This window comes from Polymorphospora sp. A560 (assembly GCF_045781765.1).
Taxonomy (GTDB): Bacteria; Actinomycetota; Actinomycetes; order Mycobacteriales; family Micromonosporaceae; genus Polymorphospora; species Polymorphospora lycopeni.
This window is the reverse complement of record NZ_CP122282.1, coordinates 6494004-6508714: the sequence shown is the minus strand read 5'-3', so window position 1 is coordinate 6508714 and position 14711 is coordinate 6494004. Positions and strand designations below refer to the sequence as shown.

General features: G+C 73.9%; 16 protein-coding genes. 11 read left to right on the top strand and 5 right to left on the bottom strand.

What is annotated here, in order from left to right; translation table 11 throughout:
• Positions 1-49: 49 nt before the first annotated feature.
• Positions 50-241 carry a 50S ribosomal protein L28 gene (gene rpmB / locus QCD66_RS29435; protein WP_203899300.1) on the bottom strand — a complete coding sequence of 64 codons (192 nt, stop codon included), beginning with the start codon at positions 239-241 and terminating at the stop codon, positions 50-52.
• A gap of 281 nt (positions 242-522) precedes the next feature.
• Here rpmB and QCD66_RS29430 point away from each other — a divergent pair, with 281 nt between their 5' ends.
• On the top strand, positions 523-2271 hold the full coding sequence (locus tag QCD66_RS29430; protein ID WP_407566872.1) for a DAK2 domain-containing protein: 1749 nt from the start codon (positions 523-525) through the stop codon (positions 2269-2271).
• Positions 2268-4472: an ATP-dependent DNA helicase RecG gene (recG, locus tag QCD66_RS29425; protein ID WP_375736639.1), complete on the top strand. Its 2205-nt coding sequence runs from the start codon at positions 2268-2270 to the stop codon at positions 4470-4472. Before QCD66_RS29430 ends, recG begins: the two co-directional genes overlap by 4 nt.
• 82 nt (positions 4473-4554) lie before the next feature.
• On the opposite strand, the gene QCD66_RS29420 is transcribed toward recG, so the two are convergent.
• Positions 4555-5658, bottom strand: a complete 1104-nt coding sequence (locus tag QCD66_RS29420) for a cell wall anchor protein (protein ID WP_375736638.1) — start codon at positions 5656-5658, stop codon at positions 4555-4557.
• Between the two features lie 337 nt (positions 5659-5995).
• Between QCD66_RS29420 and rsmD the strand changes: the two genes are divergently transcribed.
• The 8 genes from rsmD to mutM all read left to right on the top strand — a co-directional run bounded on the left by rsmD (position 5996) and on the right by mutM (position 11503).
• Positions 5996-6562 (top strand): 16S rRNA (guanine(966)-N(2))-methyltransferase RsmD, encoded by a 567-nt coding sequence (gene rsmD / locus QCD66_RS29415; protein WP_364208167.1) that lies wholly within the window; start codon positions 5996-5998, stop codon positions 6560-6562.
• Complete coding sequence (coaD, locus tag QCD66_RS29410; protein WP_364208164.1) at positions 6559-7044, top strand: pantetheine-phosphate adenylyltransferase; 486 nt, start codon at positions 6559-6561, stop codon at positions 7042-7044. Before rsmD ends, coaD begins: the two co-directional genes overlap by 4 nt.
• A 191-nt stretch (positions 7045-7235) precedes the next feature.
• Positions 7236-7733, top strand: a complete 498-nt coding sequence (locus QCD66_RS29405) for a hypothetical protein (RefSeq protein ID WP_357535711.1) — start codon at positions 7236-7238, stop codon at positions 7731-7733.
• Positions 7734-7832: 99 nt separating this feature from the next.
• Entirely contained in the window at positions 7833-8396 is a 564-nt protein-coding gene (locus QCD66_RS29400; protein ID WP_364208161.1) for a YceD family protein, read from the top strand.
• A gap of 5 nt (positions 8397-8401) precedes the next feature.
• Positions 8402-8575, top strand: a complete 174-nt coding sequence (gene rpmF, locus QCD66_RS29395; protein WP_357535714.1) for a 50S ribosomal protein L32 — start codon at positions 8402-8404, stop codon at positions 8573-8575.
• 104 nt (positions 8576-8679) lie between these two features.
• A complete protein-coding gene (locus QCD66_RS29390; protein WP_375736637.1) occupies positions 8680-9633 on the top strand; it encodes a phosphate acyltransferase PlsX in 954 nt (317 codons plus the stop codon).
• 126 nt (positions 9634-9759) lie between these two features.
• A complete protein-coding gene (gene rnc / locus QCD66_RS29385) occupies positions 9760-10656 on the top strand; it encodes a ribonuclease III (protein WP_375736636.1) in 897 nt (298 codons plus the stop codon).
• The gene (gene mutM / locus QCD66_RS29380) at positions 10649-11503 is read left to right on the top strand and encodes a bifunctional DNA-formamidopyrimidine glycosylase/DNA-(apurinic or apyrimidinic site) lyase (protein WP_375736635.1); all 855 of its coding nucleotides are present in this window, start codon (positions 10649-10651) and stop codon (positions 11501-11503) included. Before rnc ends, mutM begins: the two co-directional genes overlap by 8 nt.
• Positions 11504-11573: 70 nt before the next feature.
• Here mutM and QCD66_RS29375 read toward each other — a convergent pair whose 3' ends face one another.
• The 3 genes from QCD66_RS29375 to QCD66_RS29365 all read right to left on the bottom strand — a co-directional run bounded on the left by QCD66_RS29375 (position 11574) and on the right by QCD66_RS29365 (position 14059).
• Complete coding sequence (locus QCD66_RS29375; RefSeq protein ID WP_375736634.1) at positions 11574-12389, bottom strand: endo alpha-1,4 polygalactosaminidase; 816 nt, start codon at positions 12387-12389, stop codon at positions 11574-11576.
• A gap of 1 nt (position 12390) precedes the next feature.
• Positions 12391-13011 carry a spherulation-specific family 4 protein gene (locus tag QCD66_RS29370; RefSeq protein WP_375736633.1) on the bottom strand — a complete coding sequence of 207 codons (621 nt, stop codon included), beginning with the start codon at positions 13009-13011 and terminating at the stop codon, positions 12391-12393.
• A gap of 232 nt (positions 13012-13243) precedes the next feature.
• Positions 13244-14059, bottom strand: coding sequence for a CAP domain-containing protein (locus QCD66_RS29365; RefSeq protein ID WP_407566871.1), 816 nt, complete (start codon positions 14057-14059; stop codon positions 13244-13246).
• A gap of 384 nt (positions 14060-14443) precedes the next feature.
• Here QCD66_RS29365 and QCD66_RS29360 point away from each other — a divergent pair, with 384 nt between their 5' ends.
• Entirely contained in the window at positions 14444-14638 is a 195-nt protein-coding gene (locus QCD66_RS29360; RefSeq protein ID WP_357535726.1) for a hypothetical protein, read from the top strand.
• The last annotated feature ends 73 nt before the right edge of the window (positions 14639-14711 follow it).

The window sequence follows — 14711 nt, the reverse complement described above, 5'->3', positions numbered from 1 at the left end:
GTCGTGGTGACCCGGCGGCTGGCCGGAAGAATGCGGTGACGCGGACGCGTCAGGCGCGGGTGACCTTGCCCGCCTTGATGCAGGAGGTGCACACCTTCAGCTTGCGGGTGGTGCCACCACCGGCCGGGGTACGCACCGACTGGATGTTCGGGTTCCAGCGGCGGTTGGTCCGCCGGTGCGAGTGGGAAACGTTGTGGCCGAAGCCCGGTCCCTTGCCACAGACGTCACACACGCTAGCCACGGGATACTCCTGGGGAATCTGCTCGTTCGGTCGATCGCCGGCGGGAACCTGGCCGGTCACCGTCCCGCTCGCGGGCACGGATGACCAGGGTCGCCGGGCAACCTGGTCAGGTTACCCGATACCCCGGCCGACCAACGAATCGCCCCCGGCCCACCAACATGATCCGCGTGATCAGGGGCCTGGCACCCCGACCCGCCGACGACACGCGCGACGCGTTCCCTGATCACGCGGATCGTGGCGCTGGACGGCGGGTGTCGGGCGGCGCAAGTAGGCTCATCGCCGTGCTGGACACCCTGGACGCCGCGGCCGTGCGTCGATGGTGTGCGGACGGCCTGGCCGCGCTGCGGCGCCACCAGGAGGAGATCGACCGGCTCAACGTCTATCCGGTGCCCGACGGCGACACGGGCACCAACCTCGTGCTCACCCTCGCCTCGGCGCACCAGGCGCTCACCCTCGACCTCGACAACTCGCCCGAGGGATCGCGCCCGCCGCACAGCCGGGTGCTGCGGCTGATGGCGCGCGGGGCGCTGCTCGGCGCGCGGGGCAACTCGGGCGTGATCGTGTCGCAGATCCTGCACGGGCTGGCCGACGCGCTGGCCGGCGCCCCCGAGGTCCGGGGCCGTGACCTGGCCGGGGCGCTCGACGTGGCGGCCTCGGCCGCCTACGCGGCGGTCGCGAGCCCGGTCGAGGGCACGGTGCTGACGGTCGTGGCCGCCGCGGCCCGGGGCGCGGCCACCGCCGACTCCGACGACCTGGCGACCGTGGTCCGGGCGGCGTCCCGGTCGGCCGCCGAGGCGCTCGCCCGCACGCCGGAGCAGTTGCCGGTCCTGGCCCGGGCCGGGGTGGTCGACGCGGGCGGACGCGGCCTCTGCGTCCTGCTGGACGCCCTGACCGCGGTGGTCACCGGAACCGGGCCCGAGCCGCCCGGAACGCGGCCGACCGAGACGACCCCGCCGGCCCCGACCCCGCCGGCCCCGACCCCGCCGGCCCCGACCCCGCCGGCCCCGGAGCCGCCCGCCGCCGCGGACCCGCCCGCCGACGGCAACCGGACGTCGGTCCGGGCGCCGGCCGTCGTCGCCCGCGAGGCCGGCTCGCCGGAGTTCGCGTACGAGGTCCGATTCCTGCTCGACGCGCGGCCGCCCGCCGTCGAGCGGATGCGCGCCACCCTGGCCGCCCTCGGCGACTCGCTGGTCGTGGTCGGCACCGGCGCCGACGACGAACTGCCCACCTGGCACGTGCACGTGCACGTCAACGACATCGGCGCGGCGATCGAGGCCGGGATCGCCGCCGGCCGGCCCTACCAGATCGCGGTCACCCGCTTCGCCGACCAGGTCGACGCCGCCCCGGCGGTGGAACCGACCGGCCCGCCGGCCGGCCCGGCGGGCCGGGGCGCCGTCGTGGTCGCGGCCGGTGACGGCCTCGCCGCCCTGTTCGTCGCCGAGGGGGCGGTGGTGGCCGCCGGCCGGCCGTCGACCGGCGAACTGCTCGACGCGATCCGGGCGACCGGGGCGATCCACGTGGTGGTGCTGCCCAACGACCCCAACGCCCAGGCGGTCGCCCGCGCCGCCGCCGAGGAGGCCCAGCACCTCGGGCTGCGGGTCAGTGTGGTGCCGACCCGGTCGCCGGTGCAGGCACTCGCCGCGCTGGCCGTACGCGATCCCGGTCGCCGGTTCGACGACGACGTGATCGAGATGGCCGAGGCGGCCGGGGCGTGCCGGTCGGCGGAGGTCTGCTTCGCCAGCCGGGAGGCGTTGACAATGGCCGGCCGGTGCCAGCCGGGCGACGTACTGGCGCTGGTCGAGGGTGAGGTGCACGTGATCGGCACCGACCTGCTGGCGACCTGCGAGGCGCTGCTGGACCGGATGCTCGGCGGCGGCGGCGAGCTGGTGACCATGCTGCTCGGCGCCGACGCCCCGACCGGCCTGGACGAGGCGTTGCGCGGCTACGCGGCACACCGGTGGCCGTTCGTCGAGGTGCAGACCTACGACGGCGGCCAGCCGTTCTATCCGTTGCTGGTGGGGGTGGAATGACCGAGCCGTCGACGGCGGACACGCCGCTGAAGAAGCTGGTGGGCGACAAGACCGCGCGGGCGCTGGCCGACAAGCTCGACCTGCACACCGCCGGTGACCTCGTCTACCACTTCCCGCGCCGTTACGACGAGCGCGGCGAGCACACCGACATCCGGTCGCTGGAGGTCGGCGAGGACGTCACCGTCCTCGGCCAGGTCCGGCAGGCGACCGTACGCCCGATGCGGCAGCGGCGCGGCAACCTGCTGGAGGTGACCGTCGGCGACGGCTCCGGCGGGGTGCTGACGCTGACGTTCTTCGGCAACCAGGCGTGGCGCAGCCGGGAACTGACCCCGGGCCGGTGGGGGCTGTTCGCCGGCAAGGTGACGGAGTTCCGTGGCAAGCGCCAGCTCAACGGGCCGGAATACGTGCTGCTCGGCGACGGGCCGGCGGACGGCGAGGTGGCGGCCGCGGGCGAGATCGAGGAGTTCGCGGGTGCGCTGATCCCGGTCTACCCGGCCGCGGCGGCGGTGCCGACCTGGACCATCGCCCGGTGCGTACGGGTCGTCCTGGACACCTTCACCCCGCCGGACGACCCGCTGCCGGCGACCGTACGCGCCACCCGGAACCTCGTCGGGCTGGGCACCGCGCTGCGCGAGATCCACCGGCCGTCCACGAAGGAGGAACTATTCCGGGCCCGGCGGCGGCTGAAGTGGGACGAGGCGTTCGCCGTGCAGTTGACCCTGGTGCAGCGCAAGCACCGGGCGGCCGACCGGCCGGCCCGGGACCGGCCCGGGACCGACGGGGGCGTGCTCGCCACCTTCGACGGCCGGCTGCCGTACGAACTGACCGCCGGGCAGCGCGCGGTCGGCGACGAGATCGCCGCCGACCTGGCGACGGCCCACCCGATGCACCGGCTGCTCCAGGGCGAGGTCGGCTCCGGCAAGACCGTCTGCGCGCTGCGCGCGATGCTCCAGGTGGTCGACGCGGGCGGCCAGGCGGCGCTGCTGGCCCCGACCGAGGTGCTCGCGGCCCAGCACCACCGGGGCATCCTCGGCCTGCTCGGCCCGCTCGGCCGGCCGGGTGAACTGGACGGTGACCCGGCCGGCACCGGCGTCGCGCTGGTCACCGGTTCGCTGGGCGCCGCCGCCCGCCGGCAGGCCCTCGACGAGGTCGCCAGCGGCCGGGCCGGGATCGTGGTCGGCACCCACGCCCTGCTCTACGAGGGCGTCGAGTTCGCCGACCTCGGCCTGGTGGTCGTCGACGAGCAGCACCGGTTCGGGGTGGAGCAGCGTGACGCCCTGCGGGCCAAGGCCGAGCAGCCGCCGCACGTGCTGGTGATGACGGCCACCCCGATCCCGCGCACGGTGGCGATGACCGTCTACGGCGACCTGGAGGTCTCGACACTCTCCCAGCTGCCGCGCGGCCGGTCGCCGATCGCCTCGCACGTCGTACCGGCCAGCGAGAAGCCGGCCTACCTGGAGCGGGCCTGGCGCCGGCTGCGCGAGGAGGTGGCCGCCGGCCATCAGGCGTACGTCGTCTGCCCGCGGATCGGCGAGGACTCGTCGTCGCCGGAGGAGGCGGCCGCCGAGGTCGACGAGTCGGGGCGCCGGCCGCCGCTGGCCGTGCTCGACGTCGCGCCGCTGCTCGCCGACGGGCCGCTGCACGGCCTGCGGATCGGGGTGCTGCACGGCCGGCTGCCGGCCGACGAGAAGGACGCGGTGATGCGGACGTTCGCCGCCGGTGATCTCGACGTGCTGGTCGCGACGACGGTGATCGAGGTCGGGGTCGACGTACCCAACGCGACCGTGATGATCGTGTTGGACGCCGACCGGTTCGGGGTGTCGCAGTTGCACCAGTTGCGCGGCCGGGTCGGCCGGGGCCAGGCCGCCGGGCTCTGCCTGCTGGTCACCGAGATGGCCGAGGGATCGTCGGCCCGGGAGCGGCTCGACGCGGTGGCGTCGACGACCGACGGATTCAAGCTGGCCGAACTCGACCTGGAACAGCGCCGGGAGGGCGACGTGCTGGGGGCGACGCAGTCGGGGCGGCGTTCGCACCTGCGGCTGCTGTCGTTGCTGCGCGACGCGGACCTGATCCGCGACGCGCGGGCGGAGGCGATCGCGCTGGTCGAGGAGGATCCGGAGCTGCTGCGGCATCCGGCGCTGGCCGCATCGGTGGCCGCCCTGGTCGACGAGGAACGGGCCGAATACCTGGAGAAGGGCTGACGGACGGGAGGGCCGGTCCGACCTCACGACAAACGGGGCGCGCCGGTCCGGTCGGACCGACGCGCCCCGTGGCACGTCATGCTCAGGCGGTGAAGGTCACCCGACGGCGACGGGCCAGGTAGAACAGGACGCCACCGACGGCGAGTAGCAGCGCGGCACCGGCCGCGATGCCACCGGCCGCGGCACCGGTCAGCGGCAGGTCACCGCCGCCACCGCCGCCCGGCGCGGGGCAGTCCTCGGGCTTCTCCTCGTCCCAGGCGAAGGTGACCACGTCGTCCTCGTAGCCCTCGATCACGGCGTCGATGGTGAGGCCGGCGGAGCCGGCGAACTTGACGCTCTTGGACTCGCCCGGGGCGACAGTGATCTTCTGGACGTCACCGGTGCTCGGCGTGAAGACGGCGGTGAACGGCTGGCTGCCGTCCTCGGGGTTGGTCAGGCTGAAGGTCATGTCCTCGCAGCTGACCTCCAGGCCGGCGGTGGGGCAGCCTTCCGCCTCGGGCGCCGAGCCGGTGAACAGCGGCTTCTCCTGGCCGGCCTCGGTGACCGTGATCTCGCCGGCCTGCTCGGCCGGGATCTCCACCGTGTTCTCCTCGCCCGGGGCGACCTCGACGGACTTCTCGAAGCCCTCGGCGGTGACGACCTTGAACTTGGCCGGAGCGGTGGCGTCCTTGCCGTTGGTCAGGGTGACCTCGACCAGGCCGTCACAGTCGGTGACGATCGTGTACGTCGGCGCGGCCGTCGCCGGCGGCGGCTCCTCCTTCTCGCACACCCCGCCGAGGGTGATCGTCTTCTTCTTCCACTTGGTGTCCTCGTGGCCGCTGTCCCAGGCGCCCTTGACCTGCAGCGAGGCCGTCTGGGTGGTGCCCGGCAGGCGCTGGGTGCCGGTCAGCGGGGTGTGCGGGTCGAGCGGGTAGCCGTCGCCCTCGGTGACGGCGATGCCGGTCACCGGGACGGGCTTGGCGAGGACCTCGTAGAGCCGGTAGCCGGTCGACTCGGCGGGAGCGACGCTGGTGACGGTCCAGTCGACGACCCATTCACCGGTGGTGGTGTCGCAGGCGGCCTTGCCGTCGACCACGCTGTGGTGGGCGCTGGCGGGCGAGGCGACCGCGACCGCGGCGGCTAGGCCGAGGAACGCGGCGCCGACGACGGCGAGCGGTCGCCGCAGCGACAGCTTGGAAGAGATCACGCGTACTCCTGGGGTGGAAGCTCTCAGGCACGACGCCGGGGGGTGGTGGCGCGCTCACCGAACGGGCGCGACCAACGGCGGCGACGTGCGCCGGCGGCGAACATGCGCCGGCACAGCGCCAGACCATATCGGCTCGCGGCGCGCACCGGTGGCCCTCATGGACCGCTAAGGACGCTGATACGCATCCGAGATCTTTGATCTACGGAAAGCTGCCCGCCGCGCACCGAGGGTGGCATGGTCATCGTCCGACCGGCGGCCGGACGGCGCTGCTCGTCGCGTAGCGTCGAGGCGGTCCTCGCCCGTGTGGACGGCGACGGGACGGACGGTTGGAGGTGTCATGACGCGGATCGTCGCCGGGACGTTCGGCGGACGGCGGATCGCCGCACCGCCGGGTGGGCAGACCCGGCCGACCTCCGACCGGGTCCGTGAGGCCCTGTTCAGCGCGTTGGACACCCGGGTCGACCTCGACGGGGCCCGGGTCGCCGATCTCTACGCCGGGTCCGGCGCGCTCGGCCTGGAGGCGCTGTCGCGGGGCGCGTCCCACGTGCTGCTCGTCGAGTCCGACCAGCGGGCCGTCCGGACCATCCGGGAGAACGTGGCCGCCCTGCGGGGCGGCCCGGCGGTCCGGGTCGTGACCGGCAAGGTCGGCACCGTGCTGGCCGCCGGGCCGCCGGACGGGGAGCCGTACGACGTGGTCCTGGCCGACCCGCCGTACGCCGTGCCGGACGACGAGGTCACCGCGATGCTGGCCGCCCTCGTCGATGGCGGTTGGCTGGCGGCGGACGCCGTCGTGGTGGTCGAACGGGCGACCCGGGGCGGCGCGGTCACCTGGGTGGAAGGAGTCACCGGCGAGAACGTCCGGCGTTACGGCGAGACCACGCTTTGGTACGGTCGCCGATCATGAGACGTGCGGTGTGCCCAGGCTCGTTCGATCCGGTGACCAACGGACACCTAGACATCGTCGGCCGGAGCAGCCGGCTCTTCGACGAGGTGATCGTCGGAGTGTTGATCAACCAGTCCAAGCAGGGCCTGTTCACCGTCGACGAGCGGATCGAACTGCTGCGCGAGGTCACCGCCTGCTACGGCAACGTACGGGTCGAGTCGTTCCGCGGCCTGCTGGTCGACTTCTGCCGCGCGCAGGAGGCGAGCGTGGTGGTCAAGGGGCTGCGCGCGGTCAGCGACTTCGACTACGAGTTGCAGATGGCCCAGATGAACATCGGGCTGGCCGGCGTCGAGACCCTCTTCATGCCGACCAACCCGCTCTATTCCTTCGTCTCGTCGAGTCTGGTGAAGGAGGTCGCGAAGTGGGGCGGGGACGTGTCGGCGCATCTGCCGGAACCGGTCCTCGCCCGCCTGGCCGACCGCCTGCGCTCCGCGGGGGCGTGACAGGTCCGACGGGTGGTTTTCCGGCGGAAGGTCCCCGTACGGTCCGGGGTGCTCGCTTCGTCCGGCGACGCGCCGTGTCGGCCCGGGTCGGTCCTCCTGTCGCTCCCGCACCGCATGATTGGTTGAGCAGGGATCTGGGTCGACCCCGCATCATGTAGGTCGGCCGACGAACTACAGGGGTGAGGTGCCGGGTGGACCCGCTCGACCGCATCGACGAGATCATCGCCATCCTGGAGACGGCGCGGTCCGTCCCGATGTCGCGCAACAACTGCATGGTCGATCGTGGGGAGATGATCGGCATCCTCGACGAGTTGCGCGCCGAACTCCCCGGTGACCTGCGCAGGGCGGCGGCCCTGCTGGAGGAGCGCGACAAGATCATGGACGCCGGCAAACGCGAGGCGGACCGGATCATCAGCGAGGGCGAGGCCGAACACGCCCGCCTCGTCTCGGTCAACGAGATCACCGTCTCGGCCGAGCACGAGGGCGCCCGGATCGTCGCCGAGGCCCGCGCCGAGGCGCAGCGGCTGCGTGAGGAGGTCGACGACTACGTCGACACCGCGCTGGCCAACTTCGAGCAGTTCCTCACCCGGGCGCTCGCCTCGATCGAGCGGGGGCGGGACAAGATGCACGCCCTGCGCGAGATCGGCAACTTCGGTGGCGAGGACACCGAACGCCCGCTGACTTTCTGACCACCCGTTCGGGGCCGCTGCTACGGTGCCCCGGTTCGACGCTGAGGTCCCTGCTCAGGTAACCTTCAACGTCGGCCTCGCACAGGCCGGAGTCTGACTATGCCCAAACATTCGCCGATCCACCTCGACCCCAGGTCGCCGCTGGTCCTCGACACGAGGGAGCTGCCGCGCCGGCCTGGCGCGTTGCGTACGGTCAAGCGGGTGGTGCCGGCGCCGGCAGACCTCGGACTGGAGCTGATCGGTGTGCCGGAAGGCGCCGACCTCGACCTCGACCTGAGACTCGAATCGGTGTCCGAGGGTGTGCTCGTCTCCGGAACCGTCAGCGGTTCCGTCCAGGGCGAGTGCGGGCGGTGCCTGCGCGCGATCGGCGACTCGCTGACCGTCACGGTCCAGGAGCTGTACGCCTACGAGAACAGCACCACGGACGAGACGACCGACGAGGACGAGGTGGGCCGGCTGCAGGGCGACCTGATCGACCTGGAGCCGGCGCTGCGGGATGCGGTGGTGCTCGCACTGCCGACCAACCCGCTGTGCCGAGACGACTGCCCAGGGCTGTGCCCCGAGTGTGGGGTGCAGTGGGACGAACTGCCGGCTGACCACAGCCACCAGCAGATCGACCCGCGCTGGGCGAGCCTGTCGCAACTGACCCGTAAAGAGGAGTAGGAACCGTGGCCGTCCCCAAGCGCAAGATGTCGCGCAGCAACACCCGGTCCCGCCGGGCGCAGTGGAAGGTCGCGGCGGTCGCGACTGTGGCCTGCCCGCAGTGCCGGTCGCCGAAGCTGCCCCACACCGCCTGCACCGTGTGCGGCACCTACAACGGCCGCCAGGTCATCGAGGTCTGACGCCGGCCAGCGTGACGCCTCCGACTTCCGGTCAGGCGGCGCGCAGGCCCTGGCCATCGCCCGGTGCCCCGGCTCCCGCCGGCCGCGACTCGACGGCCGGGTCCGTGGAGCCGGGGACCGTGCGGATCGCCGTCGACCTCCTCGGCGGGGACAACGCTCCCGCCGTCGTGGTTGACGGCGCTCTGCGGGCATGCGACGCCGATCCTGGACTGCATCTGCTACTCGTCGGGCCACCCGAAACGGCCGACGAGGTCTTCGCCGTGCTCCCGCCGGCCCAGCGTGACCGGGTCGCCGTACGCCCGGTCAACCACGCGGTCGGCATGGCCGACGCACCCACCCGGGCCAGCCGGACCGACACCACCGTCCGGGCCGCCGTCGCCGCGGTCGCCGAGGGTGCCGCCGACGCCGTCGTGTCGGCCGGTGCCAGCGGGGCGACCGTCACCGCCGCCGTACTCGGCCTGCGCCGCTGGCCCGACGTCCGGCACCCCGCGCTGGTCGCGAGCCTGCCGGCCGTACACGGCCCGGTCGTGTTGCTCGACGTCGGCGGCTCCCTGGAGGCCCGGCCGACGACCCTGGCCAGGCACGCCATCCTGGGTGCCGCCTACGCCGCCGTCGTCCACGACATCGCCCGGCCCCGGGTGGGCCTGCTCTCCGTCGGCGCCGAGCCGGGCAAGGGCGACCGGGTACGCCGGGCCGCCGACCCGCTCCTCGCCGCCGTCGGCCTGCCGGGCGACGCCACCTACGAGGGACTCGTCGAGGGCTACGACCTCGGCATCGGTGACCGTGCCGATGTCGTGGTGACCGACGGGTTCACCGGGAACGTGCTGCTCAAGGGCATCGAGGGGGCGTACGCCATGGCGGGCGGGCCACCCGCGGCCGGCGGTGTGCCCCGCGCCGCCGCCCTGCTCGGCGTGCCCGGCACGGTGGTGGTCTGCCACGGTGCCGCCGACGGCGCCGACGTCGCCTCCGGCATCGCGCTCGCCGCCCACCTGCACCGCCGCGCCGCGACCCGCACCGTCGCCACCCTGCTCGCGGCCTCGGCCGAGGTGACAGCATGACCGAGCGAAGCGAGGGGGGCGCATGCGAGCGAAGCGAGCGGAGCGAGGGGACCGCATGACCTCGACTTTGACGGCACCGGCCACGGTGCACCCGATCCACGGCGACCACAGCGGCGAGGTGAGCACATGAGCAACGACAGGCGCAGACGGCCGTCGATCGGCGACCTGGAGGCGGCCTTCGGGATCTCCCTCGACCCCGAACTCCTGGAGCGGGCCCTGACCCACCGCTCGTTCGCGTACGAGAACGGCGGCCTGCCGACCAACGAGCGGCTGGAGTTCCTCGGCGACTCGGTGCTCGGCGTGGTGATCACGGCGGCGCTTTTCCACAACCACCCGGACCTGCCGGAGGGGCAGCTCGCCAAGCTGCGGGCCAGCGTGGTCAACATGCGGGCCCTGGCCGACGTCGCCCGCGGCCTCGGGCCGCAGGGCCTCGGGCCTTACCTGCTGCTCGGCAAGGGCGAGGAGACCACCGGCGGCCGGGACAAGGCGAGCATCCTCGCCGACACCCTGGAGGCGCTGCTCGGCGCGATCTACCTCCAGTACGGGCTGGACACCGCCTCGATCGTGATCCACCGCCTGTTCGACCCGTTGATGGCGGACTCCGCCGGGCGCGGCGCGGCGTTGGACTGGAAGACCAGCCTCCAGGAGCTGACCGCGGCGCTCGGGGTCGGGGTGCCGGAGTACCGGATCGACGACGCCGGCCCGGACCACGCGAAGACGTTCACCGCGTGGGTGGTGGTCGCCGGCGAGCGGTACGGCGGCGCCGACGGCCGCAGCAAGAAGGAGGCCGAGCAGCGGGCCGCCGAGGCGGCCTGGCGGACGCTGTCGGAGCAGGTCGCCGAGCCGACGGAGGTGCCGCCGGACCGGCCGACCGCGGCCCCGGACGCGACCGGCCTGGACGCGACCGCCCCGGCAGACGCCGTCCCGGTGGGGGAGCCCGGTGCGGGGGCCGGCCCCGTCCCGGCGGCCGCCGACGGGGTGTCGATCCCGGATCCCGACCCGTCCGGCAGCCGGCGTGCCTGAGCTGCCCGAGGTCGAGACGGTCCGGCTGGGGCTGGCCCGGTGGGTGACCGGTCGCCGGTTCGCCGCCGTCGACGTACGGCACCCGCGGGCGATCCGCCGCCACCTGCCCGGCGCCGCGCACTTCGCGGCGGCGCTCGCCGGCCAGCGGGTGGTCGACGTCCGCCGCCGGGGCAAGTACCTGTGGCTGCCGCTGGACAGCGGCGACGCGGTGATCGGGCATCTCGGCATGTCGGGGCAGCTGCTGATGCAGCCGGCGGGGACGCCCGACGAGACGCACCTGCGGATCCGGTTCACCTTCGACGACGGCGGACCGGAACTGCGCTTCGTGGACCAGCGCACGTTCGGCGGACTATCGTACTCCGAGGGCGGCGCCGACCTGCCGACGGAGATCGCGCACATCGCCCGTGACCCGATGGACCCGGAGTTCTCCGACGCGGACTTCGTGACCGCGATGCGACGGCGGCGCACCGAGGTCAAGCGGGCCCTGCTCGACCAGACGCTGATCTCCGGCGTCGGCAACATCTACGCCGACGAGGCACTGTGGCGCGCGGGGCTGCACGGGTTGCGGCCTACCGCCGCGCTGACCGGGCCGGCCGTGAGCCGGCTGCTCGGGCACGTACGCGACGTGCTCGGTGCGGCGATCAAGGCCGGCGGCACCAGCTTCGACGCCCTGTACGTCGACGTGAACGGCGAGAGCGGCTACTTCGAGCGGTCGCTCGACGTGTACGGCCGGGAGGGGCTGCCGTGCCACCGGTGCGGGGCCCCGATCCGCCGCGAGCCGTTCATGAACCGCTCCTCCTTCAGCTGCCCGCGCTGCCAGCCCCGCCCGCGCCTCCCGCGCCCCTGACCGGGCGCCGGGCCGGGCCGCCCCGGCCCGGCGATCGGAACCGGCCGGGCGATCAGTAGAGGCCCGGCGATCAGAAGAGGCATGGCGCGCGCCAGGCACCCAGTTCGCGGCTCTTGTGTATCGACGCGAAACCCAGCGCGCGCGTCGTCGGGCAGAACTCGGTGGTGTCGGCGTCGTACTCGACGTGGAAGACCGGCTTGTCGGCCGCGACGAACGGCAGCAGCCGGTCGCACTCGGCCGCCACGTAGCACTCCTCGTTGACGGCGAAGTCGAAGTCGGGTTCCAGCGCCGCGACCTGGTCGATGTCGTTGACCAGGCCCGGCGAGAGCCCGAGCGAGCGGGCCAGGTCGGCCAGCCGCCGGTTGAAGACGATCTGGTCGTCGAAGGTCAGCGGCAGGCCGGGGTCGTGCGCGTAACCGTCCACGTCGTACGGCGCCACCGCGTGGAAACCCTTGCCCCGGCAGAGCCGGAACCGGTCGGTCAGGATCGGTTCGAGGACCCCCCACTGCCGTATGTCGACCCACCACTCGCCGGGCCGCCCGGTGGGTTCGCCGAGCAGTTGGGGCGGGAAGCGGCCGGCGTCCGGTCGCGACGTGCGCAGCACTCCGACCTCGACGTGGCAGACGGCCCGCTTGCCCCGGGCGCGTAGCCGGTCGACCTCGTCGGCGGTGGCGGTGAACCCGTCGAGGGCGAACACGTCGGCGTCGACGGTGACGTCCGGTTCGCCGGTGAGCTGCCACTGCCAGGTCAGCGCCGTCTGCGTCGGCCAGGGGCGGGGGACCGGCGGGTCGCGGTCGTCGCCGCAGGCCACCCCGGCCACCAGTACGACCAGCACCACGGCCACCGACCCGGCGGTGCGGGTACGCGGCGCGCACGCCCCGGGCATGTCAGCGCGCCGGGGTGGGAACGTCCAGGCGGCTGGGGAGCCCGCCGTACGGGTGCGGCAGCCCCCGGTCGGTGACCAGCCCGAACCCGGCGCCCCGCCAGTCCATCAGCCGCCGCGCCGCGGCGAGCTGCGCCGGCGGCACCGAGTGCACCAGGTGGCCGTCGCCGAGTTCGCCGCCGGCACCGGTCCACCGCCGGTAGTCCGGCCAGCCGCCCTCGAAGGTGCAGATGGCGACGCCGAGCCGGCGGTAGAGCGGGTCGGTGGGGGCCCCGGGGTTGAGGACGACCTCGGTCAGCCCGGCCCGCCGGGCCGCCCGTACCGCCAGCGCGACCGGGCCGACGGCGGCCGGGCCGGTGGGGGTGCGGTCGAGGAAGACGCCGGCGACGGGGTGGCCGGTCCAGCCGTCGACGTCGGCGAGTACGTCGGCGAGCGGCCGGGCGGCCCGTGCCAGGTCGACGTACCCGAGCACCGGCACGCCGGCCGCGGCCAGCCGGGCGGTGACCCGGCGGTAGGCGGGGGCGTCGTGCCCGTCGACCACGACGGTGGCGCCGCGCAGCCGGTCCGGTTCCCACGCCGCCGGGTCCACCGCCGGATGGACGTAGAGAGGCAGCAGTACGGTCATCGATGAGCTCCCCCGGGCTCTGGAACGGCGCGGGCCGTGCTGGCCAGGCCGGGGCGGGGTGCCGCCGACGACGCCGCCCCGCCGTCCGGCCGCGGCACACCGCTCCACCCGGGGTCAACGAGCCGGAAGTGTCCGGCGGCACGGCCGCGGGCGGCCCGGCCGGGCGCGCGATCCGGACGGCGTGGGCACCGGGCGCGGGCGGCGCGACCGGGGGAGCCGGCCGCCCGGGGGATCAGGCGGCGGAGCCGAACATCTGGGTCCAGTAGATGGTGCCGTCGCCCGACCGGGCGATTCCCATGCCGATCGCCTTGGCGTCGCAGTTCAGGATGTTGGCCCGGTGGCCGGGGCTGTTCATCCACCCCTCCATGACCGCGGCCGGGGTCCGGTAGCCGGCGGCCACGTTCTCGCTGATCGCCCGCTGGTAGCCGGCCTGCTCGGCGCGCTGCCACGGCGAGCTGCCGTTGCTGCCCTCGTGCGACATCCGGTTGTGCGCCGCCTGGTCCTCGCTGTGCAGCCGGGCCGCCTTCGCCAGGTCGGCGTTGGTGCGTACGGCGCCGCAGCCGGCCTCGGCCCGCCGCTGGTTGACGATCGCGACGACCTGTTCCTCCTGGCTGCCGCCGCCGGATTCGGTACGTGTCGTGGGCGTACGGCTCGGCGTGCGCCGGGGCGTGGCGCTGGTCTTCGACGCCTTCGGGGTGGGGCTGGGGCCGGCCGAGGTAGGGGTGGCACTCGGTGACGGGCTGCCGCTCGGGGTGGCCGGGGTCGACGGCTCCCCGGTCGGGGTGGCCGGGTCGGTCTGCAGCGGCAGTTCGTCCGGGCTGACCAGACCGTTGCCGGCGCCGTCCCCGGTGGTGACCCCGGTCGAGGTCGATTCGGGTCCGCCGGCGAGGTACGACGGCAGCAGGGCCGCGCCGACGCCGAGCCCGACCAGCAGCACGCTGACCACGGCGGCGAGCCCGAAGAGGCCGGGCAGCCGGCGCGGGCCGCGGTGCCGACCCCGTCCGCGCAACGCCGGTCGCCGGTCGGTGTCGTGGCTGTCGCCGTACACGCTGTCGCCTCCGTCTGCTCGGGTCGGCCGGGGTCGGGGCCGGTGCGACCGTACGCAGCCGGCCGTCGCCCGGGCAATCCGGCTAAGGAAGACATAAGGCTGGGAAGAGATCATCGTTAGCGGGCCGGAAACGTCCGGTCGGTAGCATCGGCGGCGTCCGGACAGTGATCTCTGTCTGTAACCGGAGGTGGCCGCCACGGCCGGGCGGGGTGCCGTGAGAGTGATCCGTGCCCCGCGCAGCTTGACGTTGCCCCGACATCGGCGGACTATAGAGGTGTCGCCAGTCGCGCCCGATCCTGTCCCCGTGTGCCCGGGGACTTCGCCGCGACCAAGCTGGGCGCGCGTTTGACCGGCCTTTCCGGCAGCGCATTACAAGGAGTTGATATGGCGAAGGCCCTCTACGGCCACGTTGGCGTGGCGCCCGACCGGCGCCTGCTCGACGAGGTCACCCGACTGCGTGCCAGGGTCGAGGCACTTGAGTTCGAGATCACCCGCCTGCGCGCCGACAACGATCGGCTCGCCGCGGCTGCCGCCGAAGCAGACGAACTGCTGCGGCTGGCAGAGCCGGCAATGGCCTGATCCGAGCTGCGGAGGCCGGTGACCCCGGCGCCGTTGCCCGCACATCTGAATCGCACCACACGAAACGCGCGCC